The following is a 23,301-nucleotide window of genomic DNA, read 5'->3' as shown; positions in this document are numbered from 1 at the left end:
GATTATGAATGATTTGAATTTTTTCTATGTGGATATAAATAAAGAAAGCGATGCAGGAATAAAGAAAGCAATTTTTAGTGCAGCAGCTATAGTTGGGTTAGGTATTATAGTAACCTTGTCATTTAATACTTTTGGAATTTATAGAGCTGAAAAATCAATAAATGATCTTAACAATAAAATTAATGAAGAAGCTTTTGTAGAAAATTATAAGGAAAGTTTAGAGGTAGCTACAGAGAAAAAAACCTTTTCTACTTATAATAGTAAGTTAAATGAAATTTTCCATGGCATAATTGATAGAAATAAATTAAGTCCAGATTTTATTGAAGAGATAAATTATACCCTTCCAAAAGAAGTGTATTTTAAATCTATGAATTTTGCAGCAGGTTCTATAGAAGTAAACGCTACAGCTACAAATAGAGAGGCTATTGCTGAGTTCCAACATAATATGAATAATATTGAATTCATAGAAGAATCTCATATAGGTGGAATAGTGTCAGACTTAGGTGAAGGTGAAAAAGAAGTATTTACCTTTACTATGACCTGTAAACTAAAGGAGGCGTACTATAATGAAAGTAAGTAAAAGAGAAAAATTTTTATTAGGAGTATTAGTCCTCATAATTATATGTACAGCATATTATAAGCTGGTTTATGAAAGGCAATATGCTAAATTGCAAGAAATTAAACAGGAAGAATCAGAGCTGAATAAGAAATATAATGAGATGTTTTCAAATATAAATACTATTACAAAGAATAAAAGTGACATAAAGATTCTAAAGGATAGGATAGGTTCAAAATCTATGCTCTTATATCCTAAGATCTATCAAGATAGAATAATAATAGAGCTAAATAAACTATTAAATGATGCTGGAATTAAGGGAAGTTTAACATTTTCAGAGGTTACTGTTTCTCCAATAGAAGTTTATTTTTCAGTAGTAGCAGACCCTAAGGAACAACCATCCCTAGAGCAAGTAGTAGAGGAGTCTAGTAAAGAAAAGATTAAGGAAGATGTGGAAGAAAAACTAGAGGAAACTAAAGAACTTGGAGAAGAGCAAGCTACTAAAAAAGATGAAGGAGAGTCAACTGGAAATAAGGTAGAGCAAATGAAGGTATCTGTATCCTTTAATGGCACCTATAAAAATGTTACTAAGTTTATAAAGCTAATATCAGAATATGAAAGAATTTTAGCTATGCCCAATATAAACATAACAGCCTCAGGAAATGATGAAGTCTCTGGAACCTTAGATTTAGAATTTTACTCCATACCAAAAATTAATCCTTATGAAGATTCAAAATACTTAAAATGGACTTTTGATGAGGAGTATGGAAAGGAAAATCCTTTTTTAGAAGGAAGTCAAAGCTCCATGGCATCAAGAACTAGTGAAGGAAATAATTATGTTCTAATTATGGCTTTAAAGGGTGTAAATTCAGATTTACCGAGTTTAACTTTAGGTAAGGAAAATGATTTAACTAGAGAAAGTTATATATATAACGATGAAAATAAAAAGGTAGATGTAGAAATTCAGGTAAATAAAGAAGGTGGTAAGTACTATATTAAGTACAAAACAGAGAAATTTAGCTATCCATCGAATTATAGTAAAAATGGTATAGAATTAAGGAATGTGGATGAAGAAAACATAAATATTGCAATATACTCATCTAAACGTATAGGTATTGATGATAAGGTAGGAGCAAATATAAAGGTAATAAATAATGCTAATGATAAGAAAGTTTCACTTACTATAATTGATGATGATAAAACTAGTCCAAGGGTGCAAATAACACCAGAAGGAAAGGTGGAGTATGTTAATAAATAAAGTTACTAAATCTAGAAAAAGTAAAAAAGGTTTTACTCTTCTAGAGGTAATAATTAGCTTTGCTCTAATTTCAATTATTCTTATTCCTATATCTGATTTAGTACTAACTTCTGTAAAAATAAATAAATCAACAGAAAATAAACAACAAGCTAAGGCAGTACTTCAGGAAACCATAGAAAATATTAAAGCTATAGATAATTTTTCAAGTACTTTAACAAAGCCATTAAATAATGGCATTACTTTAAGTGAAGCTACAGGAGAAGATGGTAAGTTAATGTATTCCTTAAGTGGGGAGATAAATGGATTTTATATAGAGGGATATATAAAAGAACAGTCCCAGGTCATTAATAATAAGGTTAGTGAAATGGAAGTTGATAGAACTATATATTTTAATGGGGGGTCCATATCCATATCAAATGGTAAGGAGGTTATAGGAGAAGCTATAAAAAAACTATCAGATAACTCAGCTACACCATCGGAGGAAGTCTTTATTGAAATGAAAGAAGCAGGGGAGATAAATGTTACTTATGGGGGAAGTATCATTGCTATTCCTAAACCAGAAGCTAAGTCATTACTTATATGCTTAAATGAAGACAGTGAAAAGAAGTTAAATTTAAGTGTAGAAAATAAGAGTCATACAGAAAACTTAAAAATATATCTATATAATGGGGAAAAAGTATCTGAAAGGCAAGATGTAATAATATCTAAATTTAATGGACAAATAGAATTAATCGAAGGAGTTCAATATAGTGATGATATTATCAATGAAAAATTGTACTTTGTAGAATTAAGAGCTAATAAAGATGGGGAAGCAGTAGAAACTATGAATTTAGAAGTACTTAAGTAGAATAATTAATTAAAAGGGGTTTTAATAAAGTTATTAAATTAAGAGGAGGGAGAAGATGAGAAGAAGAAAGACTAAAGGTTCATCTATGTTACTTGTAATAGCTGTATTTGGTATATTAGCTACCTTAGCACTGGCTATGCTAGGAGCTACCTATGCAAACTATAGACTAAGAATAGAAGAGAACAATAGGGTCAAAAATCTCTATTCTGCTGAATCTGGAATTGATAAGGCCTACACTAGAATCACTAAAGTAGTAGAGATAGCTATAGAGGAAGGTATAGCGGCAGGTAATAAGGAGACTACAATAAAGAAGCAAAATGAAATTTTCAAAGGGGTTTTTAAGGATTATATAGATTATAATCTTATAGATTACGTATCTGGAGAATATGTAGTAAATAGTAACAAGGCAGAAGTTAAGTGTGAGTTAAAAGTTCCAGCAATAGAAAAAGAGGGGTTAGATTATAAAATTGTTAAGTTAACTTCTACCTATAAAGATGATAAAGGCAAAGAGAGAGTGGTAAGTGTAGCTTACAATTTAGTTACGCCAGAATCTTATAGAATCCTTGGCAAAACCGATGGAAACACATCTAAATTAATAAACTATTCTTTAGCTGCTGATGGAAACTTAACTATTGCTACTGATTCGTCCCATGTTAAGGAAGGTAAAGTAGAAGTGGATGGAAACCTATGGATTCAGGGTTTACGAAGCGAGGATATGGCTAAAGCTCCAACGGTAGATAAGTATAAGGGTGGAATTGAGATAAATAATACGGATATAGAATTTAAAGGACAAGTTAATACTGCTGCCAATATTACTATAGACAAAAGTAAGGTAAATTTTAAAGCAATAACTTTAGAGGATAAAGAAGTTGATAATAAGGTTTATGCTGAGAATATATTTTTAGGTAGTTTAGCAGAAGGTGATGTGGATAGGGGTATAGATGTAGATTCCAGTAAGGCAGATATATATCTAGCTAACGATTTAGTTATAGGAGCTAGTGATGTGAAAATTAATATAAAAAACCTCTATGGGTTTAATGATTTAAATATTGCGTCACCTACAGATAATGGACAGGTTGTTAGGGGTTCTAGTTCTATAATAATTAATTCTATGAAGTGGCCTAATAATAAGGGTAATTTAATAGTTAGTGATAGTGCCTATTTAATGGGTTCTGCTTATATAAAGACTCATAGAGAGCCTTATCAGACTGGAGAGTCTGTAGCCTTAAAGGGGAATTATAAGGCTTATGCCAAGGATTATAATGGGAATTATAAGGATAGCCAATATGAGTATTTAGATCCCTTAGTCCTTATAACGAAAGATGCACAAGGACAACCTTTAAATGTAGTAAATAAAGCAGAGCACTTTGTAGATTATAGTAATTCAAGTGATGAAAGTATAAGAGCGAAGGGAATATCCCTTCCACAGAAAACTTATACTGCTGGAGCCTATATTTCAGGAGGAAAAGCCCATGGAAATTCAGTGAATCTTAATGAAAAAGAACTTGATGAAGTAAAACACATGAGGGAAAGTTTTGTACAAGCTGTTTATTATATGGAAAATGAAGAGTTTGATGTGAATAAATTTCAGCAGGGTAAGGCTGTTTATACTGTAGAAAATCAAATAAACTGGGATGGTGTATCTTCATTAATTGCTAATAGGGGTAACATTATTCAGTTAGAAAACATGGTAATTCTATTAAATGATGATGAAAATAGGGGCATTGAAATTAATGATGATAAGCTTATCTTAAGACATGAAAATAAAGAGGCAACCTATAATAAAGAATTTAATAGAGAGGAATCTAAAGATATAACATATATAGTAGTGACAAAGGGTGATGTAAATTACAATGGAACTAAGGACTATAAAGGTACTATTATATCCTTAAAAGATATAAATATAAAGAATTCTAAGGGTTTAATAGGAACTGCTAAATTATCGGAAGCTGAGATAAAGGATAAGAAGAATAAAGGTGTATTAGATTTTATCTTTACTCAAGGTAAAAACTTAGTAACAGAGAGAACTATACTAGCTACAGATTTGATTACAAAGGAAAAATGGACACTAGAAAAATAAGTTATAAGGTAGTGGGATTATGATTTTAAATAGAAAGAAAAAAGGAGTAACCTTAATAGAATTAGTGATAGCATTAGGACTTTTAGCTATAGTTACTTCATTCATATTCTCCTTTTTCTTTTCTAATGAAAGAAAGCTAGAGGAGATAAACACTAGGTCAGACCTTCAATATGAAGCTAAGGTTATTTTAGATAGTATATCTAGACATGCCATGGCAGCTACTAAATGTAAAGTGGACAAAGAACTTGATGGTACTGTAAAAACTATAACCTTTTCAAAGGTTGAAGATGATGGCACAGTAACTGCTGAAGGAGCTGAATTTATCATTGAAGAAAATAATGTTTATCTATCTACAAAAGAGGATGGTAAAAGACGTATTGGTTCACATTTACATCACATAGAGACTTCAGATGACGTTTTAAAGAGTATAGAAGTTAGATTGTCATTAAAAGAAGAGGATATAGATTATTCAGTAAAAGAGAGTTTTTTATTTAGAAATAGTCATAAGAAGTAATGAATTAAGCTTCATTGGGAATAAAGTTCCCACTAAGGCAAGGAAGTCTGTTAACAATCTACTAATGGTGATGGAGGTGGATAAAATGAAAAAAAGAATCGGTTACAAAGCAATATTATGCATAGGTCTTATTCTATGCATGACAGCTACCTTAGTAATGACTTCTGCATCAAATGCCAGTGCTGAAGTAGCAACAAAACCAGCCTTCGAGGTAAAGATAAATTCAGTATCCCCTGAATTCCCTAAGGTAGGAGAAGATATTACTGTCAGTGGAGAAATAATTCCTAAACCCTTTGAAGCTGAAGTTCCAGCTAAAGAAATCGTATTGGTGCTAGATGTATCTGGGAGTATGAAAGATAATATTGATGTGGAATGTACTAATGAAAGACTTAGGTATTGCACAGCACATGGTAGAGCCCATTGTGAAGATAGTCCTTGTAAATTAGAATGGCGTTGGTATAACAATTGGTATGGATATAGATATTATTGTTTAGAACATGGGGGATGGAGCGATAGCTATAACGTGGGTTGTAATAATAAATACCACTATTGGGTAGAGGACTATTGTAAAGAACATGATAAAATTGGACCACATACTACAAAATCAACAAAGATAAAAGAGCTTAAAAAAGCTGCTAAAAATTTCGTAGATAAGATGAAGAATGTACCTAATTTAAAAATTGGTATTGTAGTATATTCTACAGAGGCGATTATAAATCCTTATGGTAAAAATGGCGATAAATATATAACAGATATTGATAAAAAGAATGGTCATTATATACCTAATTATGTTTCTATTAGTGATGATTTTATAAATATAGATGACAATAGGCTCTCATCTATGATAGATAATTTGGAAGCTTTAGGAGGAACTAATACTGGAGAAGGTTTAAGAAAAGCTGAATATATGCTTGAAGATGGAAAATCTGATGCTAATAAAACCGTAGTTTTGATGTCTGATGGATTACCAACATTTTATTCAGTGAAATCAAGAAATAAAGAAAATTATACTACAATAGACAATAAAAATCCAAGCTTTGCTGGAAATGGAAGTAGTGTAACTGAAGAGACTGTTTCCTATGCAACTACCATTGGTGAAATTGTAAAAGGGACAGCAAATAATGTATTTTCTATTGGATATGGTTTAGGAGATGAGAAAAGTAAAGACAACCAAACATTAAAACAAATCCATAAATCTATGGGAGGCTCGGATAGTAATTTTTTTGCAACCAGTGATGGTGCCATTGATAATGTATTTAAGCATATAGCTATAGAAATCTTATCTACCTATGCTATCAATAATGTAAAGATGGAGACGAATCTTAAATCAGGTTTTACTCTAAATATTGGAGGAAATAAAGTAGATATTGATAATGTAATATATAAAACTGATGGTGAAGTTAAAAATGGCAAAGTTACCTATGAAGCAGATCATGTACCATTTAAATTCATAATTAAAAGTGAAGTAACAGGATATCATGAACTCTTTAATGGGTCTACAGTAAGCTTTCCTTGGAAAGATGATGAGATTATCACTGCTCCAGTACCTAGTATAAACGTTAATATAGATAAAAATGAATTACCTAATATTAGGGCTAAGTTAACAAGTCCAAGTGAAGTAGAGGCTTATTCGGGAGATGAAATAAAGGTAACCTATGATGTAATAGGAGAAGATTTTACTTTTGAAGATAGTAACAATATGAGGAAAAAGGATATAGCCATAGTGTTGGATGTATCAAAGTCTATGTTAAAGAGTGGAAAGTTAGATGAGATAAAAACTGCTTTAGTAAATTCATTAATAAATAATAGTGGTTTAGGAAAGGATAATGTAAATTTTAGTTTAGTAACTTTTAATAATAAATATAAAGTACACTCTGAGCTAACTAATAATCGAAATGAAATAATAAATATTATCCAAGCTATAGAGATTCAAGATAAAGGAGCAGAGGATAACAATGCAAGGCAGATAGACAATGCCATGGTAGAGGCAAAGACAATACTGGATGGTAAAAATCCTGATGCAGATAAATATATGGTATTAATTGCATCGGATCATTTGAACTACAATGATAGGCATCTTCCTAATTTAAATGATGAAAAGTATAACATAATGAGCTTAAACTTAAAGGAAGGAAATAAATGTTTAGATGAGTTGCATAAAGAAATGGGAGAAACTTTAGAAAACTATTTTATAAGTGAAGATAGAAGCGGTGAGGACATAAAGGACGACTTAATGGATAAATTGGCAGATAGAATAATTTCTCAAGGAAGATATATGACTTATGAAATTCCAACAGAATTAAAGTTGGACTTAGGTGATAATTTTACCATGGCTTCTAGTGCTAAATCTTATAAAAATGGAGTAGCTACAATTCAGGGACCAACAGTTGTTTATGAAAGTAAAGGTGATGGAAAATATCAAACTAATAATGAAGCTTATAAAGTAAGCTTTATAATAAAATCTAAAGAAGGCAAAAGTGGAACTTTATCCTTTGGAGATAATAATGTTATAGCCTATAAAAATTTGCGTAAAGAAGAAGTTACAAAGATAATAGAAACTCCTAAGGTGAATTTAATATCTACAGTAATAGACTTAATCCATGGGTTAGATAATGGAGTCACAAGTAGTGGATATAGTGTCACTGAGGGAGAAGTACGTATAGCTAACGATATGAAGGTTAATATAGCCTCTGTAGCCAATATATTATCTAGTAATGTAAATGTGGAACTTAGAATAAATAAGGATATAGACTTACAGGACTTAAGCAAAATAAAGGTCTATACTCTTAAAGGTGGTAATTTAGTGCCTATGGAGTGTACTATAACTAGTATTGGATCAAAATTAGGTCAGAACTGCTATAATGTTAAGCTACCTCCAGATATAAAGGTAGAAACTCAGATTGTGATAAAATATCAGTGTCAGATGCCAAAGAATATTTCTAGTGAAGAGAATGGTTCTTATGAGAATAATATTTTATTTAATAAGGAAGAAAAAACTTTCAGGCTTAAAGGAGAGGCTTTACCAGATTTATTTTAAAGTTTTAAGTATAAATATGCATTATCTCACTATAATTTATTAATTAATTATAGTGAGATAATGGAAAAATTCTCATTAGTAATGTATAATTATTATATAAGTCGATAAATTTCTACAAAATTTAGAAAATAGGTTAAAAGTTTTCCTTGACAAACATACTTATTTTAAATAAAATAGGTGTAATCAATTAATAAATTATGAATAAATAACTCATATATCCCTTGAATATGGCAAGGAGTTTCTACCGGAAACCGATAAATTTCTGACTATGAGTAAAAGTAATCATGTTATAGATTTCATTGAATTTATGGACATGCTTAATTTTACTTGTATGTACATAATATGAACTCTAAAGGAGTTATATTATGGGTGGAAAGTGAATTAAGCATGTTTTTGTTTATGTTTTAATTTAATTTAAAATATAAACAAAAACTATGTTAGAGAATTTAATACAATAATTTTAATTGATTACAGATTATAAGTATAACTAAAGTTAATTATAAAGAAAATAATATAGAAGGAGAGGATTTAAATTATGGCAAAGATATTAAAACAAGGATACACTTTTGATGATGTATTATTAGTTCCAAATAAATCTGAAGTTTTACCAAAGGATGTTAGCTTTAAAACAAACTTAACTAAAACTATAGCTCTTAATTTACCACTAATAAGTGCCGGAATGGATACAGTAACTGAAAGTAAGATGGCAATAGCTATGGCCCGTGAAGGCGGAATTGGAATTATTCATAAGAACATGTCTATAGAAGCTCAAGCAAGCGAAGTAGATACAGTTAAAAGACAAGAAAATGGAGTAATTGTAAATCCATTCTCCATAGGAAAAGATAATGTTATACAAGATGCATTAAACATAATGTCAAGATATAGAATATCTGGAGTACCGGTAACTGAAAATGGGAAATTAGTTGGTATCATTACTAATAGAGATATAGTGTTTGAAACTGATTATAGTAAAAAAGTAAGTGAAGTAATGACTAGTAAGAATCTAGTTACTGCAAAAGAGGGAACAAGTATTGAAGAAGCTAAGACAATACTTGCAAAACATAAAATTGAGAAATTACCTTTAGTAGATAAAGATTTTAATCTTAAAGGATTAATTACTATAAAAGATATAGAAAAGGCTGTGAAATTCCCTAATGCTGCAAAGGATTCTTCAGGAAGATTACTTTGTGGAGCTGCAGTAGGAGTTACAAAGGATATGATGATAAGAGTTGATGCTTTAGTTAAAGCTCACGTAGATGTCATTACTATAGATACAGCACATGGACACTCTAAAGGTGTTATAGATGCAGTTAGAGAAGTTAAAGAAAAATATCCAGAGCTTCAAGTTATAGCAGGTAATATTGCAACAGCAGAAGGTACAAGAGCTTTAATAGAAGCTGGAGCAGATTGTGTTAAGGTTGGTATAGGACCTGGATCTATCTGTACTACAAGAGTAGTTGCAGGAGTTGGAGTTCCTCAACTTACAGCAGTTATGGACTGTGTTGAAGAAGCGGAAAAATCAGGGGTTCCAGTTATAGCTGATGGAGGAATAAAATATTCAGGAGATATCGTTAAGGCATTAGCTGCTGGAGCAAAAGTTTGTATGATGGGTTCAATGTTTGCTGGTTGTGAAGAAGCACCTGGTGAAATAGAAATATATCAAGGTAGAAGTTACAAGGTATATAGAGGAATGGGTTCTTTAGGAGCTATGGCAAATGGAAGTAAGGATAGATATTTCCAAGAAGATAACAAGAAATTAGTACCAGAAGGTGTTGAAGGAAGACTTCCATTTAAGGGTAGCGTAGTAGATACTATATACCAATTAATTGGTGGTATTCGCTCAGGAATGGGATATTTAGGATCACCTACACTAAAAGATTTATATGAAACTGCAAACTTCGTAGTTCAAACTTCAGCTGGATTTAGAGAAAGTCATCCACATGATATAGTAATTACTAAGGAAGCTCCAAATTATAGTGTAAATCAATAATCTAAGAAGGAGAGCTTAATTTATGGATAGAGAATTAGTATTAGTTGTTGACTTTGGTGGTCAATATAATCAATTAATAGCAAGAAGAGTAAGAGAGCATGGAGTATACTGTGAGATAATCCCATATAGTACTTCTGTTGAAAAAATAAAAGAACTAAATCCTGTGGGAATAATATTTACTGGTGGACCTAACAGTGTTTATGGAGAGGGTGCTCCAAGAGTAGATAAGGAATTATTTGAATTAAATATTCCTATCCTAGGAATCTGTTATGGTGCTCAGCTTATGTCCCATGTTTTAGGTGGAGTTGTTAAGACTGCTACTGTTAGAGAATATGGAAAAACTGATGTTAACCTAAATACAAATAATAAATTATTTGCTGGAATAAAAGAAAAACAATGCTGGATGAGTCATACTGACTTTATAGAAAGCGCACCACAAGGTTTTGAAATTATAGGTCATACAGATGAGTGTCCTATAGCTGCAATGGCAAATGAGGAAAGAAAACTTTATGGGGTTCAATTCCACCCAGAAGTTCAACACACTTTATTTGGAACAGAAATGCTTAAAAACTTCTTATACAATGTATGTGAAGTTAAGGGAGACTGGTCTATGTCTGCCTTTGCAGAAGAAAAGATTACACAAATTAAAGAATTAGTAGGAGATAGAAAAGTGCTTTGCGCTCTATCAGGTGGAGTGGATTCATCTGTTGCAGCAGTACTTGTTCATAAAGCAATAGGTAAAAACCTAACTTGCGTATTTGTAGACCATGGTCTACTTAGAAAAGATGAGGGAGATCAAGTTGAGAAAATCTTTAGAGAAGGCTTCGATATGAACCTTATCAGAGTAAACGCTCAAGATAGATTTCTTGGAAAGCTTAAAGGTGTTTCTGATCCAGAGAGAAAAAGAAAAATTATTGGAGAAGAATTCATCAGAGTTTTTGAAGAAGAGTCAAATAAACTTGGTAAAATGGATTTCTTAGTTCAAGGAACTATTTATGCTGACGTTGTAGAAAGTGGAACTAATTCATCAGCTACAATTAAGAGTCACCACAACGTAGGAGGACTTCCAGAGGACATAGAATTTGAACTAATAGAGCCATTAAGAGAGTTATTTAAAGATGAAGTAAGGGCTGTAGGAGAGGAAATTGGAATTCCACACCACTTAGTATGGAGACAGCCATTCCCAGGACCAGGACTTGCAATAAGAGTACTTGGTGAAATTACAGAAGAGAAGCTACACATAGTAAGAGAAGCAGATGCTATATTTAGAGAAGAGGTTGCAAATGCTGGACTTGAAAGTGAAATTTGGCAGTACTTCGCTTGCTTACCTAATATAAGATCGGTAGGAGTTATGGGGGATGAAAGAACCTATAGTCATACAGTAGCATTAAGAGGAGTTACATCTTCTGATGGAATGACATCAGACTGGGCAAGAATCCCTTATGATGTACTAGATAAGGTATCTAGAAGGATTGTTAATGAAGTTAATGGAGTAAATAGAATTGTATATGATGTAACTTCAAAACCACCTTCAACTATAGAGTGGGAGTAATATAAATATTATAATAGATTGGATATTACTCTATCAATTGATGGATAGAGTAATATCCCTTAAACCCTAATGTATTTATACATGTTAACATGTTTAAATAAATCACACCCAAATAAGGTAGTTATGAATTTCTAAATGATTTAGAAATTTCATAGCTACTTTTTTATTCATAATTAATATAAAATGTAAGTACTAATTTATAACTTATGGTGTTAAAAAATAAAATAATAGAATATCCATTGAATTTATAACATTATTTATAAATTGTAAGGTCACAATTTTTCTTATGCAAGAATACCATAATATTGTAAAGGAGATGATTAAAAAATGGCTTTAGAAATACACGATCATAACAGAGATGACCAGTCTTTATATGATGAATGTAAAAGACATGTTTATTATCATGTTATTTTAACGATGAGAGATGGAAGCATAGTGGATGGAATAATTGAGAATGTAGATGGAGATCGCGTTACCATGTTAGTGGGCGAAGACGTAATGGAGCTAGATGATGAAAATCAATATTCTCAGCAAAGACAATATAACCCTTATGGACGTCCTAGAAGAAGACATAGACGTTATAGACGCAGAAATTTATCACTTTTAGATTTAGCTAAATTATTAATAGTACCATATCCACCTTATATTTCTCCATATCCATATTACGGCCAATATCCAGGTCAGTATACTAATCCATATTATCCTTTTTAATAAAGAATACTTAAACAGCAGTAGTTTTGATGGTTTATAATTAAATAAAGACAATATTCAAGAGTATTGATGGAATAAAATTATCCCCTAAAGTAGTTATGAAATTTCTATAAAATTTAGAAATTTCATAACTACTTTTTTATAAAGAATTATAATTGGCATTTGACAATAACCTAAAATAGCAGTAACATATAATTAGCAAATGCCAATAATAAAAATCGCATAAAAGAATAATTAATAAAGAAATGAGGAGTGGAAAATGAAAATAGCAGTTTCAGCAGCAGGAAAAACTATTGTAAATTTACTTGATATGAGATTTGGAAGATGTGAATATTTTCAAATTCATAATACTGAAAGTGGAGAAATTAAAGTTTTAGAAAACCAAGGCAAAAATGCTAGTGGTGGAGCAGGTATTTCTGCATCTAACCAATTAATTGATGAAAACATAGATGTTATTATCACAGGAAATCTTGGACCTAATGCTTTTGAAATCATTGAAAAATCAGGAGTTAAGGCATATAAGTGTGATGGTATAGTTATAGCTGAGGCTATAGAAAAATATAAAAAAGGTGAACTGGAAGAAATAAAAATGTCTGGTCCTGCACATCACGGAGCTCACTAGATTGGAGATGAATAGGTAGTGAATATAGCAGTACTTAGTGGAAAAGGCGGTACAGGAAAAACCACAGTATCTACTAATCTTGCTCTTGCTCTAAAGGCAAATTATATAGATTGTGATGTGGAAGAGCCCAATGGTTTCTTATTCCTAAAGCCTACAGTAGATACAGAAGAAAAAGTAATGGTAGAACATCCTATCATAGATGATAACAAATGCACTAACTGTGGAGCCTGTGTAAAAGCTTGTCAATTCAATGCTCTAGCAAAGGTAAAAGATGATATTATGCTGTTTCAAAAGTTATGTCATGGTTGTGGAGCATGCGAAATTGCATGTAAATATGGTGCTATAACCTATGGTGAAAGAGAAACAGGCAAGGTTGAAAAAGGATCAGTAAGAGATATAAACTGCAGCAGAGGTGTTTTAAATATAAGTGAGCCAATGGCAGTGCCTGTTATTAGAGAATTACTTAATGGATTATCTAAGGGAACTAATTTAATAGATTGCCCACCTGGAACTTCTTGTAATGTGGTAAATTCTTTGAAATATGCTGATGGAGCAATACTTGTTACAGAGCCTTCTGAATTTGGTCTTCATGACTTAAAGATGGCAGTGAAACTTGTGAGGATGTATGATATTCCCTTTGGCATAGTTATAAATAAGGATGATGGAAAAGATAATATAGTAAAAAAATATTGCAAAGAAGAAAATATAGAATTAATAGGTACAATTCCCTATGATAAGGCTACAGCAGTACTTTATTCTAAAGGAGAAATACTCTATGATTATTTAGTTTATAAAAAAATCTTTGATAAGCTTTCAGAGGGAGTAAAGGAGGCGCTATCTTGGAATTAGTAGTTTTAAGTGGAAAAGGTGGCACAGGAAAAACTACCATTGCAACAGCTTTAGCTGAACTTGAAAAAGATGTATTAAGAATAGACTGTGATGTAGATGCTCCCAATCTTTATCTCTTTTACAAGGGAAAAGATATTGAAAAAGATGAATTTGTAGGCGGGAAAAAAGCTTCAATAAATGAAAGTATTTGTATTAAGTGTGGTAAATGTGAAGGTGTTTGTAAATTTAATGCCATAGAAAACTTTACTATAAATCCATTTCTTTGTGAAGGCTGTGGAACATGTACATTAGTTTGTCCTGTAGATGCAATAAAACTAGAGGATGAAAAGACAGCAGATACCTTCATTACAGAGCTAGATAAAGGCATAATTTCAAGGGCAGAGATGGGTATAGGCAGTGATGGTTCAGGAAAATTAATAACTCAATTAAGAAAGAATGGCAAGAGATTTAATAAGGATGAAAAGTTAACTATAATTGATGGCTCACCAGGTATTGGATGTGCTGTTATAGCTTCAATAACAGGTTCAAATGCAGTTTTAGTTGTAACAGAGCCTACAAAATCAGGCCTTGAAGATTTAAAGAGAGTAGTAGAACTATGTAAACACTTTGGAGTTTTTACTATGGTTTGTGTAAATAAATTTGATATAAATGAAGAAGTTACAAAGGAGATAGAAAACTTTATTTATGAAAATCAAATAATTTTAGTAGGTAAAATTCCTTATGATGATATGGTTATGAAGTCTATAAATGAATTAAAACCTATAACTTTCTACAAAGATAGTATGGCTGAAAAAGCTATTGAATCTATGTGGAGTAATATGACTAAGTATATATTAAATTAATATATTAAATTTTTAGATAAAATAAAAGGAGGAATTTTTAATGAAAATAGCAGTTGCAAGTGATGAGAAATATGTAAGTGGGCATTTTGGACATTGCGAAGGATTCACAATATATGAAGTAGAACAGGGTAAGTCTTTAGAAAAAAGTTTTACTCCAAATCCAGGACATAGACCAGGGTTTCTTCCAGTATTTTTAAGAGATTTAAAGGTGAATGTTATTATTGCAGGTGGTATGGGAGAAACAGCACAAGACTTATTTAACGAAAATGGAATTGAAGTTGTAGTCGGTGCACAAGGACTTAGTGATGATGTAGTTCAAAAATTTGTAAATGGTGAATTAAAATCAACAGGAAGCGTTTGTACAGAACATCAACATGAAGGTCACTGTAACGAATAATTCTTATAAAATGAAAATATTTAGTGGCAAAATCCTGCATATTGATTTTAAATGTTATAAATGTAATAGTATAATTGATATAGATAGTTAAAACTTAAATTTTGACTATCCTAAATTAAATAAAAAAATAGAAGAAGAAAGTAACGTAGAAATATATGATTCTGATATAATGTTTATAGTATTATGTAACAAATGCAGGGAGGATTTAAAGTGCCAAGACCAACAAAATTTAGAAGAGTAGAGTTTTTCCCAGAGGATACTTATTTTGTTCCATGGGGAAAGCCTAAATGTGAAATTAAAGAAACAGTTTTAAAGGTAGAAGAACTTGAAGCTATGAGACTTAAAGATATTGAAGAATTAAATCAAGAACAATGTGCTGAAAGAATGCAAGTATCAAGACAAACCTTCCAAAATATTATTGACAGTGCAAGGAAGAAGATAGCTATTGCTTTAACAGAAGGAAATGCTATAAGAATAAGTGGTGGTAACTACAGGGCTACTTTTTGTAAATTTAAATGCCTTCATTGTGGAGATGTGTATGATATAAATTATGAGCAAGACAAGGATAATTGTCCTACTTGTGGTTCAGAGGAAGTTGTTTGTAGCAAGAAAGCAGAGCTTTGTAAAAGATGGTGTAGAGGAAATAGTGTAGAGGATAAATAAGAGGTGGATTTCCACCTCTTATTTATTATAAAAAATTAATAAACAATAATTTTTAAGAATTTAAAGTCCATTCTCTAGGAATAATAAATTTAAAGTCATAGGAATGGAGAGTGCTGATGTGAAGAATTTTAAGGTGATTGTTTTAGTAATATTTATCACTTCTTTTATAGTTAACTCACCTATAGAGGTTTTAGCATTACAAAGTAATAAAAGAAAAGATGATGATAAGAGGATAATTGAAATATGTGATGAGGTAAGAACTACTCCTGTGGATGAGGAGGAATTATTAAAGCTAACAAGGGGAGGATTAGACAAAGAAGATGCCGAGTTTTATATAAGACTAGATAAAATAGTAGAAAGACTAGAACAATGTGATTTAGAAGTGATATTAGACAATTCCATAGATGATATAACGGATAAAGACTTTAGAAATAATAAGGAATATTATAGAAATCAAATACTAAAGGGAGATAAAGTTGCTTTAAAGAAAGCTTTTAAATCTCTAAAAAATATCTTTAGTGAAGAAGAATACACAGAAAAGGTGATTAATACTTTTGCTAATAAATCTGCCTATGAAATAATTTATCCTGATGGTTCAAAGATTACCTATAACACAAAAAATTCTCAAAGAGAAAATTTAAATGAAGAAAAGAATATTAAAAAATCAGTTATGTCGAACCAAGGTTATGAAGAAATTCTCATGGAAGAGGGAATTTCATATGCCTATGGAAAGGCTGAAGCTAAAGAAGCAGAGTGGTCTTTTGAATCAGAATTATCCTATTCTAAGATACATCTATATACTGAATTTTTACTAGGTACTGATAAAATATCAAAAATTAACTACGCTAGAGGCGGGCAATCTTCCTATGGAGTAGTTAATATTGCAAATAGTACTGGAGCCACTATCTCTAGAACCTATAGTGAAGGTAAAGAAATACCTGCAGAAGCAAGAAATGAAGTCATATTTACTGTGACAGGTTCCTTTGGAGCTTCATTTTTAATCTTATCCATAGGAGCAAATCCAGGATATAACTGGACTCAATATATAATATTTAGACTTTATGAAGTAGAAAAAATAGATGATAAATATGGAGCTCACTACAAATGGTACGCTGCTGAATTTAAGTGAGACTCCAAATTTTATATTTGGTTAGTCGAACTTACTCATTCGAATGGATATGAGAAGGAGTGTCCTCTCGAGCAAAGCGAGAAAAAGAAATTTTATATTTGGTTAGTCGAACTTACTCATTCGAATGAATATGAGAAGGAGTGTCCCCTCGAGCAAAGCGAGAAAATATATCTATGATTTGGTTAGTCGAAGTTAAGTGACCATTTAAATCTATGATTTAATTATGAGAACTTACTCATTTGAGCATAGAGAAAAGGAGTTTCATTTTAAAGATGAATATGAGAAGGAGTGTATTCCCGAGCAAAGGGAGAAAAAACTAAAGAGGAATGTTATATGAGTAAACTTAAGAAGAAATATAAAAACAAAAAGAATTATAAAAATAAAAATGAAAAAACGATTAAGAAAAATAGAAGAATTTTTATGATTTCAGTTATAGGGTTATTCTTATTAATTACAGCTATTTTCATTAAGAATGATTTATTTAAAGAAACCATGGGGACAAAAAGTGGCAATTTCCCTAAAAAAGATGAAGAACCCTTTGAAGTAAAGTTAACAGACAAGATATCCTATCTTCTATCTAAGAACCTTAACATAGGTGAAGATAGAATATCTATTCTAAATGTATCAGATATACAAAAGGATAAATTGATAATGTTTATATATGAAGACAATGGTAAAAATTATGAGGGGTTATGCCAATTAAGTAAAGTAGAAAATTCTTATAATATTTTAGCAACTGCTATAAAAGAGGTAGATAAACATGCTCCTTTTACAGTGAATGTAATGGAAACAAAGGTAAGTGCTACTGAAAATTACAAAGTTCTTGGAGGAGTAATAAATGATGAAAATATAAAAAGCATAAATATTAACTTTACTAATAATACTATGACGAATATATTAATTGGAGAAGATAAATCATTCTTTTACGTAACAGAAGAAAATAAGATAGATATTTTAAATATAGAAGCATTGGACAATTCTCTTAAAATATTTTATAAATGGTACAGCAAAGAAAAAGGAATATAAGATAAATATAAACTCGGTGAATATGTTAAAATTCATTGAGTTTATTTGTTTTAGCCATTATTATAAGTATATAGGGTAGTTTGAAGTAATTTACATAATACTGTATACTGGCATAAGAGGGTGGAGGATATAATGGAGATGTTTTTACCTATAGTAATGTTTATTATAGGAATTATAGTAATAATAAAGGGCGGAGATATATTTGTAGACTCAGCTATGTGGATTGCTGAGATAACAGGAATACCAAAAATAATTATAGGAGCAACCATTGTAAGTTTAGCAACTACTCTTCCAGAGTTTTTTATAGCTTCAGTGGCAACTATTATGGGATCACCAGAGATTGCAATAGGTAATGCTATAGGATCAATAATTTGTAATACAGGACTTGTTCTTGCTATTTCAATGATTGCAATGCCTGTGGAGGTAGAGAAGAAGAGATTTATGCCAAGAGCTTTTATGATGGTAGTATCTATGGTTTTACTATTACTTTTTTCCACAGATGGAAATATTAATAGAATAGAAGGGGTAGTTCTTTTAGGATTACTTGTGTACTATATAAGAAAAAATATAAAGGGTGCTAAAAAGTCCCTTGAAATTCCTGATGAGATTGCTATTACTATAGATGAAATTAGTGTTAGAAGAAGAGTAAAAAAGAGAGAATTTGCAAAACATATAGTTGTATTTATAATAGGAGCAATACTTATAGGATGTGGAGCTAGGTTATTAGTTGTAAATGCGCAGATTATTGCCAGGAATTATGGAGTCACAGAAGGAGTAATTAGTTTAACCATTATGGCATTAGGAACATCTTTACCAGAATTAGCTACTGTTTTAACTTCTATATATAAGAAGGAAAGTGGAGTAGCGGTTGGTAATGTTATTGGGGCAAACATACTAAATATAACCATGACTATAGCTACTAGTAGTATTTTAGCTAAGGGTGGATTAGTACTAAACTCTAGAAATATTCATATATTTAACGCATCTTTTATAAGCTTTAATCAGACTATACTTTTAGATATTCCAGTGGCTCTATTATTGATGCTACTTATAATCTTACCTATATCAACTAATGGAAGATACTCTAAGAGAAATGGAATAATGCTTCTTAGCGTTTATATAATATACATAAGTTTTTTGATTTTGATAATATAATTAAATCGTTTTATAGGAGGTAATAAGAAATGACTAGTTCTATAAGTTTAAATATAAAAAACCTTCAAGAAGCAGTTACGGGGTCACATATAGATAATTTAAAACCTATGATAGAAGCAGCCCATAACACTCTGCATAACAGAAGTGGTGCTGGTAATGAATTTTTAGGGTGGCTTGACCTACCAACTGATTATGATAAAGCTGAGTTTGAAAGAGTAAAGGTAGCAGCTAAAACGATACAGGAAAATTCTAAAGTTCTTATAGTAATAGGCATTGGGGGTTCATACCTTGGAGCTAGAGCTGTCATAGAAGCAATGACAGGCCCCTTCTTTAATAGTATGGATGAGGATAAAAGAAAGGTTCCAGCAGTATACTTTGCAGGAAACAATATAAGTTCTACTTATCTTTCTCAACTTATACAGCTCATAGATGGGAAGGATTTTGCCATAAATGTTATTTCAAAATCAGGAACTACTACAGAGCCTGCCATAGCCTTTAGAATATTTAAAGAAATCATTGAAAAAAAATACGGCAAGGAAGAAGCTAAAAAGAGAATTTTTATAACAACGGATAAGGCAAAGGGAGCTCTTAAAAAATTAGCAGATACAGAAGGATATGAAACCTTTATAATTCCTGATGATATTGGTGGAAGATTTTCCGTTTTAACACCAGTAGGATTACTTCCCATTGCAGTGGCAGGAATAAATATAGATGAGCTATTACAAGGTGCTAGAAATGGAAGAGAAAACTTTAGTAGTGAAGATGTACATAGAAATATTTGTTATAAATATGCAGCTGCAAGACATCTTTTATATGAAAGAGGAAAAACTACAGAAATTCTTGTAAACTATGAACCTTGTCTACAATACTTTGGAGAGTGGTTTAAGCAACTTTATGGAGAGAGTCAAGGTAAGGATGGAAAGGGTATATTTCCTGCATCCGTTAACTTTTCAACAGACCTTCACTCCATGGGTCAATATATTCAAGATGGAATGAGAAATATATTTGAAACTGTAATAAATGTAGAAGAACCACAAATAAATTTATCCATAAAAGAAGATGAAGAAAATGTGGATGGACTTAACTTCTTAGCAGGAAAGACTATAGATTTTGTAAATAAAAGAGCTATGGAGGGAACAGTCCTTGCCCATGTAGAAGGTGGAGTTCCTAATATAGTTATAAACATGAAAGCTTTGAATCCTAAGGCCCTAGGAGAGCTTATATACTTCTTTGAAAAATCCTGTGCCCTAGGAGGATATTTATTAGGAATAAATCCTTTTGATCAAGAAGGGGTAGAAGCCTATAAGAAAAATATGTTTGCTCTACTTGGTAAACCAGGTTATGAAAAGCTTCAAAGGTCTCTAACAGAGAGGTTAGGTGATTAATTATGACTATTATAGTTGATGGTGATGGATGTGCAGGAAGAGGTATTATAGAAGAAGTAGCTAAGATCTATAAGGTTCCACTAAAAATTTATTGTGATATACATCATGTTATAAATTTAGAATATGGTGAAGTTATAATTATGGATAGTGGCTTTCAAGCAGTAGATATGAAGGTTGCCAACGAAGCTAAAAAAGGAGATATAGTAGTAACTCAAGATTATGGAGTAGCAGCTATGGTTCTTGGTAAAAAATCCTATGCCATAAGTCCAAGGGGATATATATTTTCAGAGAACAATATAGATAAATTACTCTTTGAAAGACATATAAGTGCCAAGGTAAGACGTGGTGGAGGAAAGACAGGAAAGCATAAAAAAAGAAATGAAGACGATAATATAAGCCTTAGAGATAATTTAATAAAGCTTGTAGAAAGAAGTCTAAGAGAAGAATAGAAAAACATAAATTAAGAAAACACTTGTAGAAATATAATTTACAAGTGTTTTTTTACAAGGATTTTGTCTAATGAATTATCGCATATAAAAGCCTCTATAGGTTGTTACATAATATGTAAGTGTAGTATAATATAGCTATGATTATGTAAGAATATTATAACAATTTAATCAATTAGGAATGTACATGTACATTCTAGGGGGAATATGTATGAATGAAATGGTTATTGGTACAAGCCTATCAAGTCCACAGGAGAAGGGGACTGAAATTAAAATATATATAGAAAATAAAATGTCAGATGATTTATTATATAAATTTATAATAAACTGTGATGGAGGTTGGGAAACCATTAGAGATTTTCATGAGGAGGATTTTACCTATTGGAAACCTAAGGAAGATGGTAAATACATGATAATGGTACAATCTAAAAAAAGAGATGGAAAAAAACCTATTGAATTTACATCTAGAATGGACTTTATCATAGGCTCTGTAGAAGAAAAACTAATAAAAGATATTATAATTAGTAATAATGAAATAAAGTTAGGAGAAAAGATAGAAATTGATGTCGTACCTAACAAATTACCTATCCTGTGTAAGTATTGGATAAAAGAAGATTGTAAATGGAATTTAATAAGAGACTATTCCATGGATACTAGTTTAAGTTTCACCCCAAACCGTGAAGGGGATATTGAGATTCTTATAGAGAGTAAAGAAGAGGGTTCAGACCATCAATTTGATGACTTTAAAAATGCAACCTTTAAGGTATTACCCATGGATGAAATAAGAATTAACAATATACAGTGCTTAACAGAAGAGCTGATAGTAGGTAATGAATTAACCTTTGAAATAGATGCACGCTTTGATGAAAATAGAGTTGTGTTATACAAATTTATGAAGATTGATGAATATGGCAACATGCATGTAATGCAGGACTTTTCAAGTAAGAGACTAGTCAGCTTCACAGAAATATTACCAGGTAAGTATAAGCTTTTATGTTTAGTGAAGGACATGTATTCCCATGAGAATTTTGATGATAGGGGGATAATACATTATACTGTAGATAAATATAAACCTATAAAAATTCTTAATTTCACTTCTGATTTAAGCTCACCACAGCTTGAAAAAACACCTATAGAGTTTAAGGCAATATGCTCTGGTGGAGATAAATTGCTCTACAAGTTTGTAGTAGATGGAAATTATCATAGTAGTTCAAATTTTACTACTAACAACAGTTATAAATGGATTCCAGAAAAAAGTGGCTTATATAGAGTTGAAGTTCTTGTAAAGGATAGTACCTATAAGGACGATTATGAAGAGAAGGCAATTATGGACTTTGTTATAGATGAAGACTGCACACAAAATGTATATATAAAAGAAATCAAACTAAATAAGGATAAGCAAGTCCTTATAAATGAACCAGTTAAGGTAAATGTTGAAGCCACTGGCTCAAGAAATTTATTATATGAATTTATTGTGAAAAAAGAAGGTAAGGAAGTCCAATTCATAGAATATAACGAAGAAGATAATTTTAAGTTCACTCCTACTAGTGTAGGAAAATATGAAATAGAAGTTAAGGTAAAACATCTAAAATCTAAGAGAGACTATGATGTACATTCAGTGATATATATAGATTGTAAAGAATATATACCAGCTAAGATAGATTATATTCTTACAGAGAAGAAGTATATGTACCTTATAGGTGATGAAATAGTCTTAGAGGTAATAACAGAAAACACTAGCAATACTTTAACTAAATATAAGGTTGAAATCAATGGCAGGGAAGTTGAAACTACGGAATTTAGTAATGATAAGAAGTTTAAACTAATTCCAAAATGTGCAGGAGTATATACGGTAAAAATATATTGTAAAAATGTATTTAGTACTAAAGAGTATGATTGTAAAAAAGAATTAATTTTAGACGTATTACAAGGAGTTCCAGTAACTAACTGCAAGATAACCTTAGATAAAGAAGTAATAAGGTGCAATGAAGATGTTAACTTCTGTGTGGAATGTGACGGTGGAAAAGATAATTTATATGAATTTTATTTAATGGAAAAGGGAGAATGGAAGCTAATACAAAAGTATAGTAAGAAAAATTATTATACCTTTATGCCTTTCTATAAAGGGTTTTATAAGATATTGGCATTATGTAAAAGCTGTTACTCTAAGAGTGCCTATGATGACTATTCCATTTATGAAATTCAGTGTAAGGAATAAGGCGTCTTAAATAAATAATTAAAT

Annotated in this window: 20 protein-coding genes and 1 riboswitch; all 20 genes read left to right on the top strand. The window is 31.0% G+C overall.

Translation table 11 applies throughout. The features are described from left to right. Positions 1-4: 4 nt before the first annotated feature. Positions 5-580 (top strand): PilN domain-containing protein, encoded by a 576-nt coding sequence (locus B3630_RS09890; RefSeq protein ID WP_346897720.1) that lies wholly within the window; start codon positions 5-7, stop codon positions 578-580. Then, the gene (locus B3630_RS09885) at positions 567-1,814 is read left to right on the top strand and encodes a hypothetical protein (RefSeq protein WP_346897718.1); all 1,248 of its coding nucleotides are present in this window, start codon (positions 567-569) and stop codon (positions 1,812-1,814) included. Before B3630_RS09890 ends, B3630_RS09885 begins: the two co-directional genes overlap by 14 nt. After that, a complete protein-coding gene (locus B3630_RS09880; protein WP_346897716.1) occupies positions 1,801-2,661 on the top strand; it encodes a type IV pilus modification PilV family protein in 861 nt (286 codons plus the stop codon). Before B3630_RS09885 ends, B3630_RS09880 begins: the two co-directional genes overlap by 14 nt. Positions 2,662-2,716: 55 nt before the next feature. Next, positions 2,717-4,741, top strand: a complete 2,025-nt coding sequence (locus B3630_RS09875) for a hypothetical protein (protein WP_346897714.1) — start codon at positions 2,717-2,719, stop codon at positions 4,739-4,741. 19 nt (positions 4,742-4,760) lie between these two features. Next, positions 4,761-5,255 carry a prepilin-type N-terminal cleavage/methylation domain-containing protein gene (locus tag B3630_RS09870; RefSeq protein ID WP_346897712.1) on the top strand — a complete coding sequence of 165 codons (495 nt, stop codon included), beginning with the start codon at positions 4,761-4,763 and terminating at the stop codon, positions 5,253-5,255. 85 nt (positions 5,256-5,340) lie between these two features. Further along, a complete protein-coding gene (locus B3630_RS09865) occupies positions 5,341-8,292 on the top strand; it encodes a VWA domain-containing protein (RefSeq protein WP_346897710.1) in 2,952 nt (983 codons plus the stop codon). Between the two features lie 190 nt (positions 8,293-8,482). Beyond that, a riboswitch (purine riboswitch) is annotated at positions 8,483-8,581 on the top strand. Positions 8,582-8,827: 246 nt separating this feature from the next. Beyond that, entirely contained in the window at positions 8,828-10,282 is a 1,455-nt protein-coding gene (gene guaB / locus B3630_RS09860; RefSeq protein ID WP_346897708.1) for an IMP dehydrogenase, read from the top strand. Positions 10,283-10,304: 22 nt separating this feature from the next. Beyond that, a complete protein-coding gene (guaA, locus tag B3630_RS09855) occupies positions 10,305-11,834 on the top strand; it encodes a glutamine-hydrolyzing GMP synthase (RefSeq protein ID WP_346897706.1) in 1,530 nt (509 codons plus the stop codon). A gap of 327 nt (positions 11,835-12,161) precedes the next feature. Further along, positions 12,162-12,545, top strand: a complete 384-nt coding sequence (locus B3630_RS09850) for a hypothetical protein (RefSeq protein WP_346897704.1) — start codon at positions 12,162-12,164, stop codon at positions 12,543-12,545. 259 nt (positions 12,546-12,804) lie between these two features. Then, positions 12,805-13,167: a NifB/NifX family molybdenum-iron cluster-binding protein gene (locus B3630_RS09845; protein ID WP_346897702.1), complete on the top strand. Its 363-nt coding sequence runs from the start codon at positions 12,805-12,807 to the stop codon at positions 13,165-13,167. 18 nt (positions 13,168-13,185) lie between these two features. Further along, positions 13,186-14,016 (top strand): ATP-binding protein, encoded by an 831-nt coding sequence (locus tag B3630_RS09840; RefSeq protein ID WP_346897700.1) that lies wholly within the window; start codon positions 13,186-13,188, stop codon positions 14,014-14,016. Next, positions 14,007-14,858, top strand: coding sequence for an ATP-binding protein (locus tag B3630_RS09835; RefSeq protein WP_346897698.1), 852 nt, complete (start codon positions 14,007-14,009; stop codon positions 14,856-14,858). Before B3630_RS09840 ends, B3630_RS09835 begins: the two co-directional genes overlap by 10 nt. 40 nt (positions 14,859-14,898) lie before the next feature. Further along, positions 14,899-15,255: a NifB/NifX family molybdenum-iron cluster-binding protein gene (locus B3630_RS09830; RefSeq protein WP_346897696.1), complete on the top strand. Its 357-nt coding sequence runs from the start codon at positions 14,899-14,901 to the stop codon at positions 15,253-15,255. Between the two features lie 210 nt (positions 15,256-15,465). Beyond that, positions 15,466-15,918 carry a DUF134 domain-containing protein gene (locus B3630_RS09825; protein ID WP_150845363.1) on the top strand — a complete coding sequence of 151 codons (453 nt, stop codon included), beginning with the start codon at positions 15,466-15,468 and terminating at the stop codon, positions 15,916-15,918. Positions 15,919-16,036: 118 nt separating this feature from the next. After that, positions 16,037-17,047 carry a hypothetical protein gene (locus B3630_RS09820; RefSeq protein WP_346897694.1) on the top strand — a complete coding sequence of 337 codons (1,011 nt, stop codon included), beginning with the start codon at positions 16,037-16,039 and terminating at the stop codon, positions 17,045-17,047. A gap of 333 nt (positions 17,048-17,380) precedes the next feature. Beyond that, the gene (locus tag B3630_RS09815; protein WP_346897692.1) at positions 17,381-18,073 is read left to right on the top strand and encodes a hypothetical protein; all 693 of its coding nucleotides are present in this window, start codon (positions 17,381-17,383) and stop codon (positions 18,071-18,073) included. A gap of 132 nt (positions 18,074-18,205) precedes the next feature. Continuing rightward, complete coding sequence (locus tag B3630_RS09810; protein ID WP_346897690.1) at positions 18,206-19,228, top strand: calcium/sodium antiporter; 1,023 nt, start codon at positions 18,206-18,208, stop codon at positions 19,226-19,228. A gap of 29 nt (positions 19,229-19,257) precedes the next feature. Then, a complete protein-coding gene (locus B3630_RS09805; protein WP_346897688.1) occupies positions 19,258-20,613 on the top strand; it encodes a glucose-6-phosphate isomerase in 1,356 nt (451 codons plus the stop codon). 2 nt (positions 20,614-20,615) lie between these two features. Next, positions 20,616-21,062: a YaiI/YqxD family protein gene (locus B3630_RS09800; protein ID WP_346897686.1), complete on the top strand. Its 447-nt coding sequence runs from the start codon at positions 20,616-20,618 to the stop codon at positions 21,060-21,062. Positions 21,063-21,270: 208 nt separating this feature from the next. Further along, on the top strand, positions 21,271-23,277 hold the full coding sequence (locus tag B3630_RS09795) for a triple tyrosine motif-containing protein (RefSeq protein WP_346897684.1): 2,007 nt from the start codon (positions 21,271-21,273) through the stop codon (positions 23,275-23,277). Positions 23,278-23,301 lie beyond the last annotated feature (24 nt).

The sequence above is a fragment of the Clostridium sp. UBA7503 genome, assembly GCF_002477055.1.
Taxonomy (GTDB): Bacteria; Bacillota; Clostridia; order Clostridiales; family Clostridiaceae; genus Clostridium_J; species Clostridium_J sulfidigenes.
This window is presented reverse-complemented; position numbering and strand designations above follow the sequence as displayed.